We start from the raw sequence: 22,190 nt of genomic DNA, 5'->3' as shown, positions 1-22,190 counted from the left end.
ATTCTACGCACAGTCGTCTTTTTTGGATTTTTAATGAGAGTGAGGTCCGTAAAAAAAAAGGGGGGGGTTATCCACACCCACAGTTATCTATTGTTGAGTAGTATGTTGTATAATTGCAAGAGCATTCGAGCACATGAGTTAATAAGTTCGGTAATTTAATAGAAAATAATTTTTTATACTATGTACACAGGAAATGTTATGTCACGGGAAAAGAAAGATGGTTTCACACTCCTTGAACTTTTGATTGTAATCGCAATTATTGCGATTTTGTCAGTCGCTCTTATTTTGGTCATAAACCCAGCAGAGACGCTTAAGAAGTCTCGAGATGCACAGCGAATTTCAGACTTGAGCACGCTCAAGACAGCACTCGGTCTTTATATTACCAGCACATCGACCCCTTATCTTGGTGATGTTGCAAACAATACGGCATGTAAGGCATCCCCTACTGCTGCATATATCGCTGGAGACAAGATTTTTTACTCGCTTGGTTCTGGTACTCTGATTACAGATACAACACTTGATGGCAGTATTGTTGTGGTTTCAGGTCAGTCAGCAACACCAACCCTTACTGATGGTACGGGATGGATTCCAGTAAGTTTCGATTCTCTTACTAGTGGGTCTCCAATTTCAAATGTTCCACAAGATCCAACTAATACAATTGCAGCACTTGGTACTGTTGCAAGCACTGACCTCGTATATCGCTACGCATGCGCCGCGAATCCTCTCAACTTTGAGATTAACGCACAACTTGAAAGCACTGAATACACAAGCACTGATAACAGAAGAACAAAAGATGGTGGTAATAATAACGACTATTACGAAGTAGGAACAAACTTGAGAATTTTGGGCGCGGGTGTAGATTTCTAGTCCAATAGTCCAATAAAACGTTCCTTGAAGTTTAGAAGATTTAGTTTTTCCAAAGCCCGCCTTCAAGGCGGGCTTTGGTGTATAATAAAATAATATGGATTATCACGTTATCAGTAGTATAGCCTTGTGGGCACCTCGCATCGTAATTCCGGCACTCTTAGTTTTTACGACTCTAGTATTTCTAAGGAACAAAGAGGGAAGAGAGGGTGTTTTACGTCGGCGTCTTTGGATACTCTCATTTCTTACGATAGTATTTATGATAGGGTATTCTCTTTTGCTTACTTTTGGTCAGCATGCTGTTTGGCAAAATGGAACCGAATTGACAAAATTTTTGGTAACTGCTCCCGTGAGCACGGCGGTACCCTTCCCCAGTGCGATTGAATTTACTCGACCGTTTTTTAACCATTCTGGCGGGTATTTTATGTTTTATGTTCTCGGTCGTTTTTGGTTAAGGGTGGGAATCCTTCTTCTCGTGTCATTCGCGTTCTATGCATTTCTTAGATTATTACGTAACTATCGCGGTCATTTCTTTGCAGAAGGGGAGATGGAACTGGGACTTCTCTGTGCTCTTTTGTCCGGCTGGCCAGGGGTACTTGTCTTTATTCCCGGCGCACTTTTCTATACGGTTATAATGAGTATGTATCGGCTGAAAGTGCTCAAAGAATCTCGAACCACTCTTGGAATTTCTTTTCTACTTTCGGTCATGACTATATTTGTACTGTCAATATTTGGTGATCCCACGGCGTTTTTTCATATTTCCGCCCTCAAGGTCTAAGTCTTTTTACGGTAAACAATATACACTACAGATCAAACCACATACATTAAATTATCACCCCGCACGGAATACTTTCACGGTCGTGAAGATGTTAAGACAATTGGAAGGGGCTACGAAGTCTTAACGAGCCTAGGGAAAAAATTAAATGATCATTTTCTAACAAAATAACAAAGAAACGCTCGAAGGGCTTTATGCGTATGATTATTTTTATGGATATGCGAGCATAAAACCACATGATATAATATGTGGGCATGCACATTACCACCGACAACCTAAAAAAAATACTAAATGAATCCGGCGTGGTGACTGATAAGGATTTTGAATTGGCTCGTGATGAGTCATTTAAAACAGGACGCGAAATTCCCGAGATTCTCATGGGGAAAGGATATATTTCAGAGGAATACTTATCGGAAGTTCTTTCTCCATATTTTGAAGTTCCACTCATAAACCTTAAAAAGGTCAATATTCCACAAAAGACACTTGAGCTTGTTTCAGAAAATTACGCTAAATCAAAGAGCGTTATTGCTTTTGAGCATGATGTGACTAAAAAAATTCTCAAAATCGCGATGCTTGATCCGCTCGATCTTGATACGATTGAATTCTTGCGCGCAAAACTTGGTGTTTGGATAGAAACACATCTCATGACGATTACGAGCTTTAAATATGGTCTTAGGCAATATAAAAAGAAAATTGGCGTAGGATTTAATCAAACAATATCTGAAAACATAGAAAAGTCACTTTTAATTGCCGTGAGCAGTGATACAGATTTGGCAAAAACAGCTTCCGCGGTTCCCATTGTGGCGATCCTTGATAATATCGTGGAGCATGCAGCGGTACTCAATGCTTCCGATATCCATTTTGAGCCGCTCGAAAAAGCTCTCCTGGTACGATTTCGTATCGATGGAATCATGCAGGAAATATTAGCACTTCCCAAAACGATTGCGCCAATTCTTGTTGCGCGGGTGAAAATTCTTGGCAACCTACAAATCGATGAACATAGAACACCCCAAGATGGACGATTTCGTTTTGAAATTGAGGACGGTACAGCTATTGATATTCGTACCAACATCATGCCGATATTCCATGGTGAAAAAGTTGAAATGCGACTATTGAAAAATTCCGCTCGTCCACTTACTCTCGATGACCTGGGTGTTCCTGAAAAAATGCAAACTCGGATTGATGAGGAGATCAAAAAACCCCACGGAATGATATTGGTTACGGGTCCTACGGGACACGGAAAGACAACTACGCTCTATGCAATGCTCAATATTTTGAATACGACAAAAGTAAATATAACGACAATCGAGGATCCGATAGAATATCAAGTATCCGGCATTAATCAAACGCAGGTAAATTCAAAATCAGGCATCACCTTTGCTAATGGTCTGCGTGCACTTTTGCGTCAAAATCCCGACATCATAATGATTGGTGAGATACGTGACAATGAAACAGTAGAAATCGCAGTCCATGCCGCCCTTACGGGACATTTAGTGCTTTCATCTCTTCATACGAATGATGCTCCCTCGGCCCTGCCCCGTCTTCTTGATATGGGTGCTCCCGCATTCCTACTTTCTTCAACCGTGAATCTCGTGATAGCTCAACGCTTAGTTCGTAGGATATGTACATCATGTGTTGAGTCATACCCCATCCCCGCAGAAATAAATCATCTTATTGTGGGGGAGATAAAAACACTTGGTGAAGGTAATATAAAAAATACACCAACTACGCTCTATCGTGGTAAGGGGTGCAAGGTATGCGGCAATACGGGGTTTACGGGACAAATTGGTATCTTCGAGTTGTTCCAGGTGAGTAATGCGATTCGGGAGCTTCTTATGAAAGTTGCTACAGTAGGGGAAATTCGCAAGGTGGCGATTCGTGAAGGAATGGTAACAATGTTTGAGGATGGTCTCGGGAAAGTTGAACGGGGAATGACCACTATTGAGGAAATATTAAGGGTGGTGAGGGAGTAATATAAATGTATTATGAGCATCTATTTCTACGAAGGGTATGACAAAGATGGCGCAATAATTCGAGGTGAGTTTGATGCCGCCAATGAGCGCGAGGTGGTCACACATTTGAATAAACGTGGATTGACTCCTGTGTCTATCAATCAGATTAAGATTGGAGAAAAAGAAGGAATTTTGGCTATCTCAATTTTTGAGCGCATCACGCCTGTCGACATTGTTTTTTTAGTTCGCAATCTTTCAGCTGCGATTCGTGCGGGGCTCGGCATTATTGAGGCACTTGATATTCTTATTGAGGACACTAAAAAGAAAATTCTACAGAAAGTTTTGCGTACTGCAAAATCGCAAGTAAAAAACGGGCAGCCGCTTTCACGAGGGTTTGAGATGAATGGGAAATATTTTCCGCCCATGTTTCTGGGAATGCTTAAAGCGGCTGAAGCATCTGGACAGCTGGACGTGACACTTGATAACTTAGGGAAATATCTCACCAAAGAATATAATCTCACCCGTAAGGTAAGATCTGCGCTCACCTACCCCGTCATACTTCTTGTTGGTTCGGTTGCAGTAATCGGGCTTTTGCTGATTTTTGTACTTCCGCGACTGACAAAAGCATTTTTACAAAGTGGCGTTGAATTACCTCTCGTGACAAAGATACTTATTGCAACAAGTAATTTTCTTTCGACCTATATCTTTGTTGATGTAGGAATTGTTGCGTTTTTCATTTGGTTCTTTGTTTTTTTTCGCAAAACTGAACGCGGGAGAAAATTCTTTTTTAAAATATTACTTAAGGTTCCGATTGCAAGTGATCTTGTAAAAAAAGTAGCACTTATACGCTTTGCGCGTACTCTGGGGGGTCTCATTGGGAGCGGAATACCCGCGACAGAAGCGCTTGAGCTTTCAGCAAACTCGGTGGGAAATTATTATTATCGCGAAGCGATTTTAAAATCTGCAAAAGAAATACAAAGCGGAATTCCTTTTTCACAAACATTTTTAAAATATCCCCATTTGTTTCCCCATCTGTTCGTAAGCCTCATTCTTATGGGAGAAAAAACAGGGACACTCACCTCTATCCTTGCGACTGTATCAGATTTTTATGAAGAAGAAGTTGACGGAAAACTAAAAGACCTATCCTCGCTCATTGAGCCGGTCCTCCTTCTTTTTATGGGGCTTGTTATCGGTGCCGTCGCTCTCTCGATACTACTCCCTATCTATCAGCTCGTAGGTAAATTTACTTAGACCGTATGTCTAATTTCTATAATCTTTCTCGAGGCATAAGTTTGCTTGAAATTTTGATTGTCATTGCTATTCTTGCGGGATTGAGTGCAGCAGGAGCGGGATATTTTCATAATACGGTAACGACTATTGAATCTCAAGCTACTAGTAAAACATTGATGTCTGACATTAAAAATGTACGAGCAAAGTCTATGGCGGGTGAGAATAACATGAAATGGGGTATGCGTGCAGTGAATAGCGCAGACGATTACTACGAAATCTTTTCAACACCTACAAATTATATCGATGTGCTCACGGCCGTTCATTCAACCACAACACTACCGCGCGGGGTAATATTTACCAATCCGGGAGAGGGTTTGAGTAAAGAAATTATTTTTTCAAAAATAAGTGGAACAGCCACTGCAATGACACTCGGGCTTTCATCTCTAGGCGACACAGCTACCATTACGGTGACTGCACAGGGGACGGTGTATTAGGCAGGATAACGATTCCATAAACTACTCAACATGTTTATAAAAAAGATAAAAGAATTATGTTGAAATCATTTCCGAATTCAAAACTTTATATTCTACGTTCTACCCAAAAACGCGGGGCGTTGCTTCTTGAAATCCTTGTCGCCACAGCGATTCTGGGCATCATTCTTTCAATTGGTTCACAAATGGTATTTGTAAGTTTACAAAGTGATAAGATGGCAGGAGAGAGGGATGTGGCAGTAGGAATCCTCAATGAGACCATTGAAGCAATTCGCGCAATTGGAGATGGAAGATGGCAGACTATATTCGGGTTGGCACATAATGGTACGCATTACTATCCCGTTGCTTTGAATGGAACGTGGTCTGTTTCAGCAGGCGGTTCCGATGAATCAATTTTGGTGAACGGAGTTAATTTTATGAGATATTTTATTATTGAAAACGTAAGCCGATGTAATGATGGCAGTCGCGGGGTTGCGAGTAGTACCACATGCAGTCCAGTTGGTAACTATTCAGACGATCCGTCTACTCAAAAAGTTGTCGTTTCGGTTAGTTGGAGTGGGGGAGAACCTATCGTGCAAACAGAATATGTGATTCGTTGGCGGAACAAGGTTTGTCCTCAGACCAATTGGAGCGCAGGAAAATCGTTTCCTGCTGACCCAGCACCGTCATCTTCCTGCAGTATATCCCCAAATTCATATTTTTCTGATGATGGAAACATAGACAACACAAGCATGCCGGGGGCTATTAAATTACAATAATAATGAGCACAGATAGTCTTGTGAGTATTAGTCAAAATATCTTCAGGCGTGTATAATTTCAAATATAAATGTGCTGTTAATATGCCACGTACGTTCTATGATCAAGATCTTTACTTTATTGAAAAATACATTTAAACAACTCTTGATTACGTTGTTTATTGCACTGTTCGCATTCTCAAACATGTCCGCGGTGCTCATCGGTTATTTTTTTACTGGTCAAGGAGGTATTGGTAAGATTCCAATAGCCCATGCTGCGGGAACGAAAACAAAAACAATAGAATTTTTTGTCGGGCAAAATCAAACATCGGGAATAGGTGTTGCCGCGGGAACAAATTGGAATTCCGTATTTACCATAGACTTGCCTGATGCCATTGTATCACCCACAATGATCAAGTCGGCGTGGATTGATTATACATTTCAAAGCGCACTCACAGGACCTCCGGGGATCGTTACGCTCGGCCTCACGCCCTCGGGATTTTCTGAAACCGTTTTTAATTCAGCGTCATATCAATCTTCGGGTGAAAACTATACGATTCTCGTAAGGCCGAATTTTACTACTGCTATGCAGGCCGCCATGCAGGGACCGGGTACCAAGAATATCACATTTCGCGCGAATGTCGCGGGTGTGCCGCGCAAAATGGAAAACGCAAAAATGTTCATTACTTATGATTATGATGACACTGCTGCGACGCAAATCAGCACCATCAAGTATCGTATTGGGCAATCTGCAGGAAATGTTGCAGTAGGCGCAACGGGTGTTACCTTTACAAGTCCCACTATGGCTGTAACGGAAGATTCTCCTGTTGTCGTTTCTGCATGGTCAGAAATACGCGGACAAATCCCTGCGACAGGAACAACGGACAGCACCTTTGCGGTAAATTATGATGCCGATGCAGCAAGCGCGTATTATTTGGATAATAGTGGAGGAACGAACAGCCAAGCAATTTACATACTTCATCCAAAGAATTCACTGACACTCAATGTCGCTCATAACTTAAAAATTGCCGCTACTGTCGGGTATCAAATGAATCTTGTTTCTGCGGAGCAGGTTATTACCTATAAATTTAATTACACGAATTCAACAACCCTCATGCAGACTGAGGAGATCATGCTGGAATCTAATGGGAATAAAGCATCAGCAGTTCCACTTGATGTGACGGATACTATAAACATTCCAGAAGATACCCCATCGTTTAAGAATATCTACATGCGTGGTACTGCACATGCGGTAACAAATGATTCCCTTGGGCTTGCTGCGCAACTGGGAGCAAGTGTCCCCACGCCCGCCACTTCGTATACATACACAGCATCAAATGAAATTATGAACAACTTCTGGATACTCTCGAGCGACATTAACAATCTCGGCTCCATGGTGCAGGGGAATAATCAGCTTTCCGCAACCTTTACTGGCACCATGACATCGCGCACCGCACAATTGATTATTACATACTCATTTGCAAAAAATTCTGCAACGCAATCCGCTTCGGCGATTTTTTGGGCGGTACAACAGAGTGCATATGGAACCACGGGAACTCCTGCTGTCAATATAACTATTGCGGGGACCCCTCTCGCGGGAAGTTTCAGGTCTTCTACTGCGGCGAGTTCAGTAAGTGGGGTTACGGTGGATCGGCTGGTAAATATTTCTATTAGTCCAACCGCGCCGTCCGCGTATAATTGGGATTCCACGGGAGAATATCTATGGGTTCTTTTTTTTGACAAAAATATCAACAACGAAATTACGGGGAATGGAACATATACCGTAAATCTAGGCTCAACTGGATCTAATGTTGTGGCGGCCGTTGAACAAGTTTCATGGCGGTATACCACTCCGCCACCCTCAATTACCAGTTATGTAAATTCAACAGAAGGGGGGTTGGATTATGTCGTGGCATGTACAGAATGCGGTGCTCGTATTGGTGGAGGCGCGGGATTTCGACAAACAGTTGTTGTAACAGGAACTAACTTTAATACCGTGGGAGTGGGGAATCGCTCAACAGGAGGAAACAACATCAAGGTGGGCACTAAACAAATCGCTGATGCTAACGTAATCGTGTGGACAGATACTTCAATTACTTTTTTAACCGATTCTGCGGTTGTTGGCGATACAGATTCTGATTGGGGAACGAATTTTGGCGGCGCAAGCGCACTCACGATAACCGTGGGAGGACAGACAAGCACTGGACTCAATTTTTATGTGTTGCCGCAGATTACCGGCGTTCGAGCGTGTGATAAACCAGGATTTCCTGTTGGAACATATGCCCGTGAATATGACGCAAGCGATCCCCTGTGTCCCAATGGGCTCACTGACGGTGAAGTATTCCTCGATGGTACACGGTTTGGCAGTGCATCCATTGGAGGGGATGTTCAAATTATTGGAATAAGCGTTATCACAGGATCATGGTCGAATACACTTATACAAGCACAAGTATCTCCCGCAATTGCAGATAGCACATACACAGGAAGTTTGGTAATGCAACAAGGAAGCGATTCCAATAACAAGACTCATACCTATACTACAACTGGCTTTAGGGTGCTACCTCGGATTACGGGGTTTACGCCGACATCTCAATCAGAGGGTAGCGCAGTAACGGTAGACGGAAATCATTTTTGTCAAAATGCCGCAGTGTGTGGAACGGGATCGCCCGGCACTGATTCGGATTTGGTAAACACCCCTGCATTTACCACCAACGACCGCGTAATGTTTACTTCAAGTATTGTTGCAAACTATTGGGGCGCAAGCGGGTGGACGAACACGGCGATGAGCACCCAAGTGCCTTTAGGGTCTGCGACGGGGAATGTGGTACTCAAATCAAACGGCTATGATTCAAATGGGAAATTATTTACCATTTTATCGAATACGCCAAGTGAACCGGTTGGTCTCGACCAATTCAAAGATTTGGGACTTACGCAATCAATCGGTATTGGCAACACTGCGTCCGCAACCCCAATATATCTCAAACAGACAATGGAAGTACCTGGCATTTTCTTGGGCACCTTGTATCCGCAATTTGAATATAGGTCAATTGGAACTTCATTTTTATGCACAGGAACTGCGGCATGTGGATCTGCGGTGGAGGGGGCGGGGTCTGCTGGTTCTGGTCCTGCAACTGGCTCAATATCAATTTCTCCGTCTGACAACACCTATCATTGGCAAGCACGAACATGTCACAACAAAGGGGGAGCGCATACTACATCCTGTGGCGGGCTTGGAGATTATCCAAGTGCATGGGTGTCATTTGGTGGGAACTTAGAAACAGAGACAGACATTAATATTGACACTACGCCGCCGATAGTCAGCAACATATCGTCCGGATCACCAGGAACGAATTCTGCAACAATCACCTGGGATACATCGCTTGAGTTATCAACGAGTCGCGTTGAGTACAATACAAGCGGAACATTTATTGGAGGGTATGATTGTAGTGGCACCAACGAATGCACAATACTTGATCCAACGTTGGTCACTTCACACGCCGTTGTGTTCCCCAATCTCAATTCCGGCACAATATATTACTATCGTGTGCGATCGAAAGACAATGCTGGAAATGAAACGGGAATTCTTGGTGCGACAGGTAGCTTTCAAACACAAAGCGTAACACAACCGGCAAAAACAACGCAGACATCACTCTTTGGTGAGCCAACGGTTATTGCTTCCGCGACCACAACTTACTTTACTATTCTTGCACCGGAGGTTGGGCAAACAATCAAGAGCGCGTATATAGAAGTACTGGGTATTGTAAGCGGAAGCGGTACTCTTGCGCTTCAGGCAAATAATCTTGCTGCAAAAATATTTACCATCCCAGGGAGTAGTCTCACTAACTTCAGACTGTTATATAAGATTGCTGACGGGAGTGCTCCGCCTACGGAAGCAACACTTAATCTCAATGATTCTGGATTATGTACCAACGCAAATCCAATGAACCCCGGAGTACAATGCAACAAGCTTGTGATTACACCATCGACTGCGAGCATATACATTACTTCCGCACGATTTATTATGACGTATGGATTTAATCCTTAATATTACATAAGCACCATGTCGGGAAATAAATTTTTTGACACAATCATGCAAACTCAAAGTCCTCGTAAGTCGGGATTAAACCCTGAAGAGAAAAAAAATCATTCGCGGGTATTTAGGATTTCCATAGTTATTATCGCCCTTATCATCACTATTGTTTTGGTTATAAAAATGTACCCTGCTATAGAAAAAAAGATTGGAATTGGTGGCAAACCCCATACGGTGATTGATTCAGTAAGTATCCCCGAGACAGAGCGTATTACTGGAACTGAAGGTAAGCTCATGGAGCGCAATACCACCGCATATCCAGTGCCCCTGGTTCCCAAGAATGACCGAGATCGTGTAGTGGTTGTTGGGGCGGAACTCACCCTTAAGGGGAGTTATGAACGCGCAGTAATAGAAGCAAAGAAATGGGCGATTGATGCGAAGCTCGTGTTCGTACAATCACGGGGGAGTATCGGTCTTGATGGACGGTCAAGTTATTGGCAAATTGGATTCGGTTCAAAAAACAAAAAGAAGGGATATGAAATTATTATGCAGGGTAATAAAATCATTTCTCAAAAAGAAATTGAATCAAGCGCGTATGGGTTTGATCTTCCTAAAAACTGGTATGATTCCGGCAATGCCGTTATTTCACTTCAAACACTTCCTCAATTTTCGGACGCCATGATTACGGGACTTAATTTTTTCTATAATACCGATGGAAAAATATGGATGTACTCGGTCATTACTTCTCTCGGCGCTTACACAACGCCCGTAAAATAGGGAAAAATATTTGACTATTGACCAGTAATTACCCACATTCTTCGATAGGTATAGAGCATGATTATAAAATATAAAAAAACATTTTTTCCATTTTTTTTCGCAACCCTTTTTGCACTATCGTTCGGCATGGTTGGATATATCGCCATTGCTGCTGATCAAATCAAAACCACCGAAACCTTTGTTGGTAATTCAGATGTCGCCGTTTCCAGCACCATCAACCATCAATTCACTCTCTATATCGGGGACAATTTAAACGGCGTTGCTAATCCCGTTAAGTCGCTCTATTTCAAAGTATCCGGCGTGTACACTGGAGGTGCGGGAAGCATCGCGCTCTCCATTGATGGTGATGGGGGAACCACGAAAACTTTTAATCTTCCTGCTGTGGTTGTTCCCACGCCGTTCGAAATACTCTACAAAGACACAACAGGGAAAATCAATCCCACATCCGCAGGAAGCTATTCCTACACACTTACCATCGATCCTTCAGGGGTTACGCTCTATGGGCTTGGGGAGAAGATGGTGGAGACGCATCGGTATAAGCCGCCTACGTGTGGAGGAATTTCTATAAAAGGAGAACTAACTTCAGCAGTGTTTGATAGCGGGGTTGTAAGTGGTGCGGCGTACAACTCAATTCTTTGGAAGGGGACACTGGGAAGTGGAAGTTATCCTGGTAAGGTGAGATTTCAAATTGCTACTTCAAATTGCTTGGGTGGTCAAACTGACGTCGGGTGCACCATTGGTTCATGGGGTTCGGGCTCAAGTGATTATAAGGGTGGAGGAACTTGTAGTAATTCTGATTGGTATGATCCCGGAACAATCAATGCGCAATCGCAAGATATCCCCATTGAAATTACATGCGCTCCATCGCAATTTCAAAATAATAAACGTTATTTCAGATATAAAATTCAAATTTGCTCAAAAGATTGTGTTGATCCTGGAGACTCAAGTCCCGTGGTCAATGATGTCATTGTAAACTGGGCGCCATAAGCAGAAATATTGGGAGAAAAATATCTAACGATTGGCTATGAAAAAAACACAAAGTAAAAATACTATTTGGCACATACTATATACCAACTACTCCTCGCGTTTTACTCGCGGCGTCAGTCTTCTGGAGTTACTTATCTACATCGCGCTTCTCGCCATTATCATGGTTATTATTTCATCATCCTTTATCTCTATGAGCGTCGGAAAAGGGAAGGCGGAAGCGCAATCGGACGTAAATTCTGCAATCCGTTTTTCTTTAGAACGATTAACACAGGATATTAAATCGGCAACATCAGTAACTACGCCGTCATGCACCCCGAGCTGTACCGCAGATGCTAATTCATCCACCACCACATTAGTGATGACTATTGGAGGACAAGCCGTTGTCTATGATATTTCAGGGGGAGAGTTGCGAAGAACAGTAGGAGTGAGTGCACCTGAACCTATCACTGCAAGTACTACCGTCAACGTGGTGAATGCTCGATTTACGCGACTTGAAAATACAAATCTTGTTTCCACATTGCTTTCCGCAACGACTACAAGTATCAGGATTGGAATTTCCCTACAGCATAAAAATACAAGCCCAGAATTTCAGTATAAAAATACCGCCACGACAACTGTTACATTGCGATAATCTCACAATCGAAAAAAATTAAATTTTTATGATAAAAGGTTCAATGAATAATGCAAAAGAAAGAAAACTAAAAGTCAGTATGCGTGCATCGCTAGACGGTGTATCGCGCGGGGTAGCAACCCTTCCCACCGTGATCGCGCTCGGGATGCTTATACTTGCTATTGGTATAGGTATTACCGCAACAAGTTTGACTGAAAGCTTTATATCTGCAGGGTCAAAAAATTCAGCACAGGCTCTTCGTTATGCTGAAGCAGGCGCTCGTGATGCATTGATAAAAATCGCACGAAAGAAAAACTATTCGTGTACATCAGCAGATTGCTACACGGTTGAGTTTGCTCCCAATGGATGTACAACAAATAATGCGTGTGCCCGTATCGTTGTTTCAAGCGGGACAGGAGCACTGGGTGATCCAAAGGTTGTTACTTCAAAAGGTCAAGCAAAATCAAGCACGCGAACGCTTCAGGTTTCCGTCCTATTTGACGCGTCTTTACACGGAGAAATTTCATCCGCTACTTGGCAAGAGTTAACAAATTAAATATCAAATACTCGTGTATATAATCTATATATATAATCATAGTTGGATTATTACCCACTTAACATCTTCACGATCGTGAAGATGTTAAGACAAGAATGTTACAAGGAATTATTTGAGGGTACATTATTTAAAGTCCATCAAGTCTTAGCTAGTCTATGTTCGATAGGTATTAAAAAAATCGTATTTCCTTGGCTTGAAGTACTATTCGTAACGAAGTGCTTCCATGGGACTTTTTTGTGATGCTTTTCGCGCAGGGTAGAGACCAAAAATAATTCCAATCGTCCCCGAAACAAGAATACCAACAATAGACGCACCAACGGGAAATGTAAATGTCCACAACATCGCCAGTGTCTTGGAAAGAATCAAAGATATTAAAAAAGAAAATGTTGTGCCGAGTGCTATTCCCATAATACCTCCTGTGGCCGTGAGCATCACTGCTTCAAGTAAGAATTGCGTAAGTACGTCACGATTCGTTGCTCCCAGAGCTTTTCGAAGACCTATTTCTCTTGTACGTTCCGTTACCGACACAAGCATAATATTCATGATTCCAATACCACCAACGATAAGTGATATTGCTGCGACAGCAGCAAGAAACAGGGTAAGGGCCGTGGTAATTGTCCCTAAACTTTTAACCAGATCTTCTTGCGTTTGCACGAAAAAATCATCTTTTGACGGGTCGGTAATGTCGTGCGACTCTCGAAGTGTTTGATTGACATCATCGACAGTTCGGGAAATAAGATCTTCATTCTCTGACTCGACAATAAAACGGTGAAAATAATTGATTCCCAAAATATATTTTTGCATCGTAGTGTAGGGGACGATCGCCATTTCATCAAAATTAAAAAATGAAGACTGTCCTTTCTTGGGGAGCACTCCGATTACGCGCAAACTTTTATCTTTGATTTTTATTTTTTCACCCAAAGCTGGTGAAGAACCAAAAAGTTCGTCTTTGACCTTTGAGCCAATGACGACGACGCTTGCAAGTCCCTTTATATCATCATCGCTAATAAATATCCCTTCAGATGGATAAAGGTTAAAAATTTCAGCCATCAAATCTGTTCCTCCAAAAAGTGTCAGGCGATACGTCTCTCCTTGATACGAAGCTGATTCACCACCAAAAACAACCGGCATAATGTTTTTAAGTGTCGGTACGTTTTCTTTCTTCTTAAGTGCGACAAGGTCTTTTTCTTTAAGTGAGTCACTGAAGATTTGTGCGGCATCCGAAGGACCAGTAGGCTCTCGACCGGGAATGACAGCAATAGTTTTTGATCCCAATCCTTGTATTTGCCCTAGGATGAGATTTTGCGCTCCCTCTCCCAAGGATACGACAAGGATAATAGCAGCAACGCCGATGACAATACCAAGTATAGTAAGAGCCGATCGTGATTTATGGGTGGTGAGACCGCGAAACGCTGTTTTGATGCTATAGCGTAATATCATAAATTTATTTAAGCATGCTATCGCCCGTCCTGCGCTGTTTTTTTACGAGTTCATCACTTGCGATCTGTCCATCAAGGATGCGGATTATCCGCCGGGCATGCTCCGCAGTGTGTGTTTCATGAGTAATCAAAATAATCGTGTGTCCACTTTCTTCGTTTAAACGCTGAAGGATATCAATTACCGCTTCTCCCGATTTTGAATCGAGGTTTCCTGTCGGCTCGTCTGCGAAGATTATTTCTGGATTATTTACGAGTGCTCGCGCGATAGCAACCCGCTGCCGTTCGCCGCCTGAGAGCTGAGAGGTGTCATAATTTGACCTATGAGAAAGACCAACCGATTCAATCGCTTTCTGTGCAAGTGTATCCCACTCTGATTGGGGTGTTGCGGAATAGAGAAGAGGAAGTTTTACATTTTCAAGAACCGTTGTACGCGCGAGGAGGTTGAATGCTTGGAACACAAATCCCATTTTTTTGTTCCGTACGTGTGCAATTTCTTCGGGGGTATAGTCATCTATTGTTTTGTTTTCAAAAAGGTATGTGCCATCAGTATGTCGATCGAGAAATCCCAAAACATGGAGTAATGTTGATTTGCCCGACCCTGATGGTCCCATAATTGCAACAAACTCACCTCGATTAATATCAAAGGTAACCCTGCGAAGTACTTTTGTTTCTACATTTTCATCAATGTACGTCTTTGTTAGATTTTTTGTACTTATGATACTCATGATGTTACATTGAACCCCATTTCTATTGATAGAAAATTAGTTACCCTAAAGCATCGTGTCATTACTACTGTGTATTTAAAATAACCCGGTCGCCTTCTTTCAGTCCGTCAATAATCTCAGTTCTTCCATCTGAACTTTTCATTCCTATGGTTACGGGAATAGTACGGATCGTATGATCAGAATTTTCCACATTCACGCTCGCACCCACACCATTCATGGTAATGGCGCGTGTCGGAACGGAGAGTGTATTTTCGCGTTTATTCGTCAAGATATCGATATTTGCGGTCATGCCGGATTTCACTTTCGAGTCATATTTAATGAAGTAGAGCGTTGTCTTGTATGTGGGCACGCTCTCGATAACAGTTGCGGCAGGATCGATACTTCCAATAGTTGCTCCAAAAATAACACCGTCCCCATATGCATCAAGGGTTACGGTTGCCGTATTTCCGATTTTTATTTTTGCGATATCGGTTTCCGGTATATTGACATCCAATTCAAGATTTTGATCTGTTATGACGGAAAGGACGCTTCCATTTCCGGATATAATTTCTCCCACTCGCGTGTCTTTTTTGGTGATAACTCCGGAAATTGGCGAGCGAAGTATTGTTTTTTCAAATTGTGCATGCGCCGTCTCCACTTTTGCTTCCGCCTGTTTTACGCGTGCTTCCTGGCCGGCGATCTGTTCTTCATTTGTTCCTGCTTGCTTGAGAGTAAGCTCGTTTTGTGCCAGAAGAAGTGTTCCATCCGCTGTGCGGAATTTCTCTTCGGCCGCAGTGAGATTTACAATCGCTGTATTGATATTTGAACGCGCTGTAGTGATACTCCCCTTGTAATTATCAATAGTCGTTTGCGAAAGTGTTCCCGATGGAGTGATTGCGTTTACTGCAAGTGCTACTTTGTCGAGAAACCCCTTAATGGTTGCAAGATTTTCCTGGGCAAGTTTTCCTGACTGTTTCGGGGCTAGGGTATTTCCCAGGAGAGAAATATCTTTTTGCCATGGGAGAAATAAGAGTTCAATGACATATCGCTTCTCTACAATATTGATACGAAGTTGTTCGTCTGCTACAACAAAATTAAGCTGTGGTGTCGATGTACGCGGATTACTCATAAATTGATCAACTTGATTGCGTACTGCGTCATCTGCTTTTGTGTATGCATCCCCGATTTTGTCTCGCAGATTTTGGTCTGCGTCCATTTGGGATATTTTTGCATTGGCAACTTTTGTTTCTGAAACCTGAAGTTCTTCGGGACGGCTTCCACGCTTGAATTCGGCAAGTTTCGCGTTTTCGGCGGCAAGGTTTGCTTCGGCATCCAGAATTCCCGCCTTCAATTCAGCGTTGTCTGTTTCCGCGAGGACTTGTCCTGCCACAACCCTTTGCCCGACATCAACATAAATTCCTTTTATTTTGCCACCCTTTTCGAATGCAAGCACAGCACTTTTGACTGGTGTTACGGTTCCCGTGACGCTGACTTCTTGGGTAAGGGTACCGCGCTTTACGGCAACCGTTTCATATGAAGACGTTTGCGTTCGATTGAAATACAGGAAACCGCCGACCCCGATTACGGCAACGGCAACGATGATGATAATTTTTGAACGCGTGAGAAACGATGGAAATTGCATAATGTTTTTATAATTTGAATAAGTGATATTAAAAAAATGCTGTTTAAGTTTTTACAAGTGGTGTACGATTTTTTCTGTGCAGTAATGTGTATATAAGAATAATCGCCGAATAATTAAGCACCATAAACCATGGCGTGCCCCACGATATTCCATTCACTTTAAAATCTGACAACGGCCAGAGGAATGGAGTAGGGAAGAACGCGTATGAATGTGTCGGAATATCAGAGATGATATGGACAAGAATTCCCGACATTTCCCAGAGTGGACGCTTTAAAATAACATACGCGAGAGTAAATAAAAGGAGAAATATGGGAATACTGTGACTAAAATTATACAGCAGTGACGTAAGGGCCAAGAAAGGAATTGAGTTCCCTTGTACCGGCTCATGCGGAGGATGAAATCCTTCCCATACTCCATTTCCGATAGCTATTTGTCCTACCATCCACACAAAGGGAATTGTGAACGCAAAAAGGTCTGGAAAGATACCCCAGAAAAAAGCCCATCGCCCCGAAACACGCCGTTTGGTGAACCTCTGTGCTTTTTCTCCCGTGTTAATCGCCTGTGCCGCAGCCCCTGCCCATAATCCGTGTGAAAAAATATCCATCCTGGTAGAGTTTTAAATCGCAGATCAATCTTCTATCGAGTTCTCACTCTACCATCTATTGCTCGATATTTCCAGTAGTTTGTTTAAAAACACTCCAGTTTTAAAACCGGAGTGTTTGGAATAAATATTAGTTATTAATTATTTTTTTCTCTACTGTATTTTATTGAACACATCCGGTCGCGGAACGCCCTCCACAATAATTTCTCCCAAAGCGCCCTTGTCAATTGCCCGCGAGAGGCTGTGGTCAACGAGGAGATATTTGCCGGGAACATCAAAAGTAGTTTCGATCATTGCCGAGCCGCCCGGTGGCACGATAGTTGTTTGCACGTTTCGATGAGGAGGGGAGATGATGTCGCCTTCAGGATAGAGGCGATCAAAAATCCCGCCGATGATATGGAAATTTGACGCAATATGTGTACCGACACCGAAGAAAATTCTCACCGTTTCTCCTGCTTTCACATGGATTGCATTTTCTCCCGCGACACCGCCAACGCGTCCATTGAATACAAAATATTCCGGACGTTCATTTTTTAGCTTTTCCAAATCCAGTTCTTGATGACCTTTCTGTCCAAATAGACCCTTTGTATACATGTCTGCTTGCATCACATAAAATTCTTTGTCCACAGGGCGCAATCCTTCTTGTGGTTCAACCAAAATCATGCCGTACATGCCGTTGGCAATATGTGTCGGAATATGCGGACTCGCACAGTGATAAATGAAAAGACCGGCACGCTGTGCCTTGAATTGAAACACAGTTGTTTCATCTGGTTTTGTTTTTGAAAGCATTGCGCCTCCACCAGGTCCCATTACAGAATGAAGATCTATTGAATGCTCGCCATGTCCCTCTGCCTCATGTGTCGCGTCTTCGGCGGACATCGCGTGTCCATCTCCTGTATTCATGGGCATTTCATTGGTACCATTATTGTGTCCCGCGTCTGCTTCTGCTACTGCGACTGAGAAATTATCAACAGAAAACGAATGGGGAAAATCTTGAGAAGCATGGCTTCCACTATCGGCATGAACATGTGCGAGTCGTACTTCCACGGTGTCACCTTCTTTAACACGAATGAATGGCCCGGGAACAGTGCCATTGTATGTCCAATATTCATACGTTGTTCCTGGAGCGATCTCTGCAACAACTTGTCGCGCTTCAAGATTGACGACAACTTTTGTATTTTCCTTGCGCGTTATTGGTCCTGGAATAGTGTTTGCTTTTCGGCTGATGTCGTCAGTTTCTACAGTTTTTGATGGAGGAGTAACATATCCGTCCCTAGTTTGTTTAATGCTATAAATAATTCCTCCACTAATTATTACCAATATTATAATTCCTATTACTACTGATCTATTGTTCATAAATTTTAAAAGAACCGCTATGAATGATAATTAAAACCCGTTGAGTATCGTTAAAGCTTACTCCGTAAAATACTTTCTAAAATATCAACCTTTTGTTCCGAAAGGCGATGCTTGCCGATATTTTGTTTAAGCCACGTAATTCCGGCGTCAATTTCTTTTCCGCTAATTCCACTTCCGCTCGTTCCGTCGCTATCTAAATCTGCACGGAAGACTTCTTCCGCCTCGGTGATATCATGAGGATTAAATCCTTTTGACATAAGAAGACTGCGGACTTTTTTGAACTCGTCTTTTGAAACTCTTGGCTTTGGGGAATCGAATGGAAACATATATACACTTAGTATAGCAACCATAAGAGTTTTTAACAAAAAAAGAAGAAAGATACCTGTTGATATCCGGAGGGGACATCTCGGGGTTGATCCCGTCAGAAGTTGTCTGCCTGTGCGTGGGCGCACGCAGACAGGTAACCATCACTATTACCCAAGTTTTCAAAAACATGCATAAAAGGGAATAATGTATAACGATTGGGCGATAAAATCGCGACAACTTCATACGGGATTGACTTTTTTATATTCTCGTGTATTCTTACAAAATCGTAGGTTTTCTCCGTTGGTAGAGCAATGTTAAAAATTCTCTGGCCGTGGATACAAGACTCAGTATATGAGTATCTTGGACACCTAAAATTAATTAGACGGAAGAGGTCGTCCTACAGAAAATTAGATACAACAGAATACTACATGGCAAAAAAGTTATTTGTGGGAGGTCTTTCATTCGGAACGAATGAGGATACTCTTCGAAACACTTTCGCTCAGGCTGGTACCGTTACCTCTGCTGCTATCATCATCGACCGCATGTCTGGGAGATCAAAGGGATTTGGTTTCGTGGAAATGGAAAACGATGCTGAAGCAGACAAGGCAATTGAAATGTTCAATGGTACTGAACTTGAGGGACGCGCGCTTACTGTAAATGAAGCACGCCCCCGAGAGGAACGCCCACAGCGCGGAGGTTTCGGTGGAGGTGCAAGCCGAGGACGAAGAGATTTCTAAGGAAATTTCTCTGAATTGAGCTCAAACTCTACAGAAAAACCCGCCCCGTTATTGGGGCGGGTTTTTCTGTAGGTGGTCCTATATTTTTTTTTATTCTCTCTCTAAGAGCCCGCTCAACATCTAACCGTAAAATATGTTGCAAAACGTTGCTTGCCTGTTAAAACTTTCGAATTTCGGCTGCAAATCACTCATTCCTCCTCAACGTATCTCGATATGCTTCGGCGGACTTCATGATTTTTCGCTCGAAATTCGAGAGTTTTAACGAGGCATTAGATGTTGAACCGGCTCTTATCCCCACGACCCCTATCCCCACCCCATATTCATACGGTATACTGAAGTGATATATTTAATAAACACAATCAGACACTATCAATCCCATGAAAAAACTCCCTTTATTTGTCTTCGTGCTTGCCTTGTTGTTCGTTACCACCATCGCCCCACTTCACCACGCACAGGCAGAGACCACCTTCTCATCTGCTGCGGCAAGCCTTCTCCAAACATTAAAACAAACTCTTGAAGACATTACACAGAAAGTTGCCTCCCTCTCACTTGGCAATACTCAGCGTGCGCAAGTGGTTCCCACAAGTGGTCTCCTCGGTCACTGGAAATTCGACGAGGGAACGGGAACTACCGCAGCTGATTCTTCAGGCAACAACTATATCGGCACACTCACCAATGGTCCTACGTGGACCACGGGAGCAGTAGGGAATGCAATCACCCTTGATGGCACAAACGATTATGTGAGCCTCGGAACAACTCTCGACATTTCCGCACTTCCATTCACACTCTCCGCACGGGTGAATCCTTCAAATTTTAGTGACTATGGAACTATTGTTGGTAAACGTACTACGTACAGCGCGAGTGGCATGAGATTCAATTTAGATTTAACACGCACGAGTGGTTTAGTGCTCCTTCAATCAGCCACTTCAGATCTCACCTTCTCCTACGCACCTCCCTTAAACACGTGGACTCACCTTACGATTATCGCACGAAGCGGAGCGACCGATCTGTATGTCAATGGTGTTCTCAGACAAACACTTGGCGGATTTACATTGGGAACTGGCGCAACATCTCAATTGCGCGTCGGTAATGCTCCCGATGGTCCTGATCAATTTGCAGGAAAGATTGATGAAGTTTTAATATACAATAGAGCCCTTACCGCAAGTGAAGTAAGTGGACTTGCAAGCACAACAACAACTCCTCCCACTACTGACACCACCGCCCCTACCACTCCCACCAATCTTTCAGCCACACCCACCTCTTCATCACAGATTAATTTAAGTTGGACTGCATCAACCGACAACGTCGGCGTCACTGGCTACAATGTGTATCGCGGTGGAGCACTTATATCAACGGTTGCCAACAACTCCTACAACGATACTGGACTCACTGCATCGACGGCGTATTCATATACAGTACAAGCGACCGATGGAGTAAATGTTTCGACGCAATCAACTAGTGCAAACGCCACCACCCAAGCACAAGGCACCGCCACGGTGACCGGCCTCGACTTCCCCGGCTCTGCAGGTGTCGCCAACACCATGCGCTTCAAGTTCAACAATCCCCAATTGAACGGTCTCCCCATTTATGGTCCCAACGGCAATGGTGTCACCTACATCTGGCAAGCTTATCCACGCCAACAAGCAAGTTACTACACCGCATTCTTCTGGGGTAACGATGATGGACAGGGAACGTTAAGTACATTCCTCTGGAAAGGTGGTGGTGCAGACTCCTACTATGGCGCTCACCCGTATCCTCAAAATCCACCCAACGGTAACACCCACGATTGGGAAATCTCCATCGAACAGCAAGACTTCGTGAACGGTGCCGTTCAGTACAACCGCTGGTACACCCAAGCGCTCCGCGTATGGACAAACCCCGATGGAACCAAGTCACACGAGTTCTACTGGGATCTTCCCAACACTGATGCTGCTCACAAAGTCATCCGCACATCACCTGCAACTTGGGGCAACACCAACCCTCCTTCTCCCGCACTCACCTGGGGTGATGCACCATGGAATCCGGGCAGTGAAGTATGGAACGGCGTTCTCCGTGGTATCCAAATCTACGGAAGCAACCTTTCACTCACCGATATTCAAAATGAAATTGCCAACCCACTCTCTACCGGAGCCGGAGCAACCAACATCTGGTACCTCAACCAGAATCCCACCCCCACTGACATCACTGACAAAAGTGGCAAAGGCCACAACCCTGTGTGGGTGGGGAGTGAGCGGCCGACGTTGTTTGCAGAATCTACCCTAACCCCCGACACCACCGCTCCTACCACTCCCACCAACCTTTCCGCAACTGCAGTTTCTTCGTCTCAAATTAACTTGAGTTGGAATGCTTCCACCGACCCAACTGTAGCCGGAGAAACCACATCAGGAGTTGCACACTAC

Annotated in this window: 19 protein-coding genes; 13 read left to right on the top strand and 6 right to left on the bottom strand. The window is 43.4% G+C overall.

Going from position 1 to position 22,190, the window contains the following annotated elements; all coding sequences use genetic code 11:
• The first annotated feature begins 180 nt into the window (after positions 1 to 180).
• The 11 genes from Q7S11_00750 (at position 181) to Q7S11_00700 (ending at position 13,006) form a co-directional block, all read left to right on the top strand.
• Positions 181 to 867: a prepilin-type N-terminal cleavage/methylation domain-containing protein gene (locus Q7S11_00750; protein MDO8572280.1), complete on the top strand. Its 687-nt coding sequence runs from the start codon at positions 181 to 183 to the stop codon at positions 865 to 867.
• Between the two features lie 94 nt (positions 868 to 961).
• Positions 962 to 1,642, top strand: coding sequence for a hypothetical protein (locus Q7S11_00745; GenBank protein ID MDO8572279.1), 681 nt, complete (start codon positions 962 to 964; stop codon positions 1,640 to 1,642).
• A 251-nt stretch (positions 1,643 to 1,893) separates the two neighbouring features.
• Positions 1,894 to 3,612 carry a GspE/PulE family protein gene (locus Q7S11_00740; protein MDO8572278.1) on the top strand — a complete coding sequence of 573 codons (1,719 nt, stop codon included), beginning with the start codon at positions 1,894 to 1,896 and terminating at the stop codon, positions 3,610 to 3,612.
• Positions 3,613 to 3,624: 12 nt separating this feature from the next.
• Positions 3,625 to 4,842, top strand: a complete 1,218-nt coding sequence (locus Q7S11_00735; protein ID MDO8572277.1) for a type II secretion system F family protein — start codon at positions 3,625 to 3,627, stop codon at positions 4,840 to 4,842.
• Positions 4,843 to 4,847: 5 nt separating this feature from the next.
• Positions 4,848 to 5,315: a prepilin-type N-terminal cleavage/methylation domain-containing protein gene (locus tag Q7S11_00730; protein ID MDO8572276.1), complete on the top strand. Its 468-nt coding sequence runs from the start codon at positions 4,848 to 4,850 to the stop codon at positions 5,313 to 5,315.
• 56 nt (positions 5,316 to 5,371) lie between these two features.
• Positions 5,372 to 6,070 carry a type II secretion system protein gene (locus tag Q7S11_00725; protein ID MDO8572275.1) on the top strand — a complete coding sequence of 233 codons (699 nt, stop codon included), beginning with the start codon at positions 5,372 to 5,374 and terminating at the stop codon, positions 6,068 to 6,070.
• Between the two features lie 97 nt (positions 6,071 to 6,167).
• Positions 6,168 to 10,091 (top strand): fibronectin type III domain-containing protein, encoded by a 3,924-nt coding sequence (locus Q7S11_00720; GenBank protein MDO8572274.1) that lies wholly within the window; start codon positions 6,168 to 6,170, stop codon positions 10,089 to 10,091.
• Between the two features lie 15 nt (positions 10,092 to 10,106).
• Complete coding sequence (locus Q7S11_00715) at positions 10,107 to 10,853, top strand: hypothetical protein (GenBank protein MDO8572273.1); 747 nt, start codon at positions 10,107 to 10,109, stop codon at positions 10,851 to 10,853.
• 57 nt (positions 10,854 to 10,910) lie between these two features.
• Entirely contained in the window at positions 10,911 to 11,840 is a 930-nt protein-coding gene (locus Q7S11_00710; GenBank protein MDO8572272.1) for a hypothetical protein, read from the top strand.
• A gap of 37 nt (positions 11,841 to 11,877) precedes the next feature.
• A complete protein-coding gene (locus Q7S11_00705) occupies positions 11,878 to 12,471 on the top strand; it encodes a prepilin-type N-terminal cleavage/methylation domain-containing protein (GenBank protein ID MDO8572271.1) in 594 nt (197 codons plus the stop codon).
• 28 nt (positions 12,472 to 12,499) lie between these two features.
• Positions 12,500 to 13,006 (top strand): hypothetical protein, encoded by a 507-nt coding sequence (locus Q7S11_00700; GenBank protein MDO8572270.1) that lies wholly within the window; start codon positions 12,500 to 12,502, stop codon positions 13,004 to 13,006.
• Positions 13,007 to 13,207: 201 nt separating this feature from the next.
• Here the strand turns inward: Q7S11_00700 and Q7S11_00695 are convergent, their stop codons facing one another.
• The 6 genes from Q7S11_00695 to Q7S11_00670 form a co-directional block, all read right to left on the bottom strand.
• The gene (locus Q7S11_00695) at positions 13,208 to 14,446 is read right to left on the bottom strand and encodes an ABC transporter permease (GenBank protein MDO8572269.1); all 1,239 of its coding nucleotides are present in this window, start codon (positions 14,444 to 14,446) and stop codon (positions 13,208 to 13,210) included.
• Between the two features lie 4 nt (positions 14,447 to 14,450).
• Positions 14,451 to 15,170: an ABC transporter ATP-binding protein gene (locus Q7S11_00690; GenBank protein MDO8572268.1), complete on the bottom strand. Its 720-nt coding sequence runs from the start codon at positions 15,168 to 15,170 to the stop codon at positions 14,451 to 14,453.
• A 64-nt stretch (positions 15,171 to 15,234) separates the two neighbouring features.
• Positions 15,235 to 16,791 carry an efflux RND transporter periplasmic adaptor subunit gene (locus Q7S11_00685; GenBank protein MDO8572267.1) on the bottom strand — a complete coding sequence of 519 codons (1,557 nt, stop codon included), beginning with the start codon at positions 16,789 to 16,791 and terminating at the stop codon, positions 15,235 to 15,237.
• Between the two features lie 43 nt (positions 16,792 to 16,834).
• Positions 16,835 to 17,395 carry a hypothetical protein gene (locus Q7S11_00680; GenBank protein MDO8572266.1) on the bottom strand — a complete coding sequence of 187 codons (561 nt, stop codon included), beginning with the start codon at positions 17,393 to 17,395 and terminating at the stop codon, positions 16,835 to 16,837.
• A gap of 150 nt (positions 17,396 to 17,545) precedes the next feature.
• On the bottom strand, positions 17,546 to 18,748 hold the full coding sequence (locus Q7S11_00675; GenBank protein ID MDO8572265.1) for a multicopper oxidase domain-containing protein: 1,203 nt from the start codon (positions 18,746 to 18,748) through the stop codon (positions 17,546 to 17,548).
• Positions 18,749 to 18,798: 50 nt separating this feature from the next.
• Positions 18,799 to 19,074: a hypothetical protein gene (locus Q7S11_00670; protein ID MDO8572264.1), complete on the bottom strand. Its 276-nt coding sequence runs from the start codon at positions 19,072 to 19,074 to the stop codon at positions 18,799 to 18,801.
• Between the two features lie 291 nt (positions 19,075 to 19,365).
• On the opposite strand from Q7S11_00670, the gene Q7S11_00665 reads away from it, so the two are divergent.
• Positions 19,366 to 19,791 (top strand): RNA-binding protein, encoded by a 426-nt coding sequence (locus tag Q7S11_00665; protein MDO8572263.1) that lies wholly within the window; start codon positions 19,366 to 19,368, stop codon positions 19,789 to 19,791.
• 377 nt (positions 19,792 to 20,168) lie between these two features.
• A partial coding sequence (locus Q7S11_00660; GenBank protein ID MDO8572262.1) for a LamG-like jellyroll fold domain-containing protein occupies positions 20,169 to 22,190 on the top strand: 2,022 nt, incomplete at its 3' end.

Source organism: bacterium (assembly GCA_030648955.1).
GTDB lineage: Bacteria > Patescibacteriota > Minisyncoccia > Phycocordibacterales > JAUSHB01 > JAUSHB01.
Note: the sequence above shows the minus strand (reverse complement) of the source record. Positions and strands in the feature narration are given on the sequence as shown.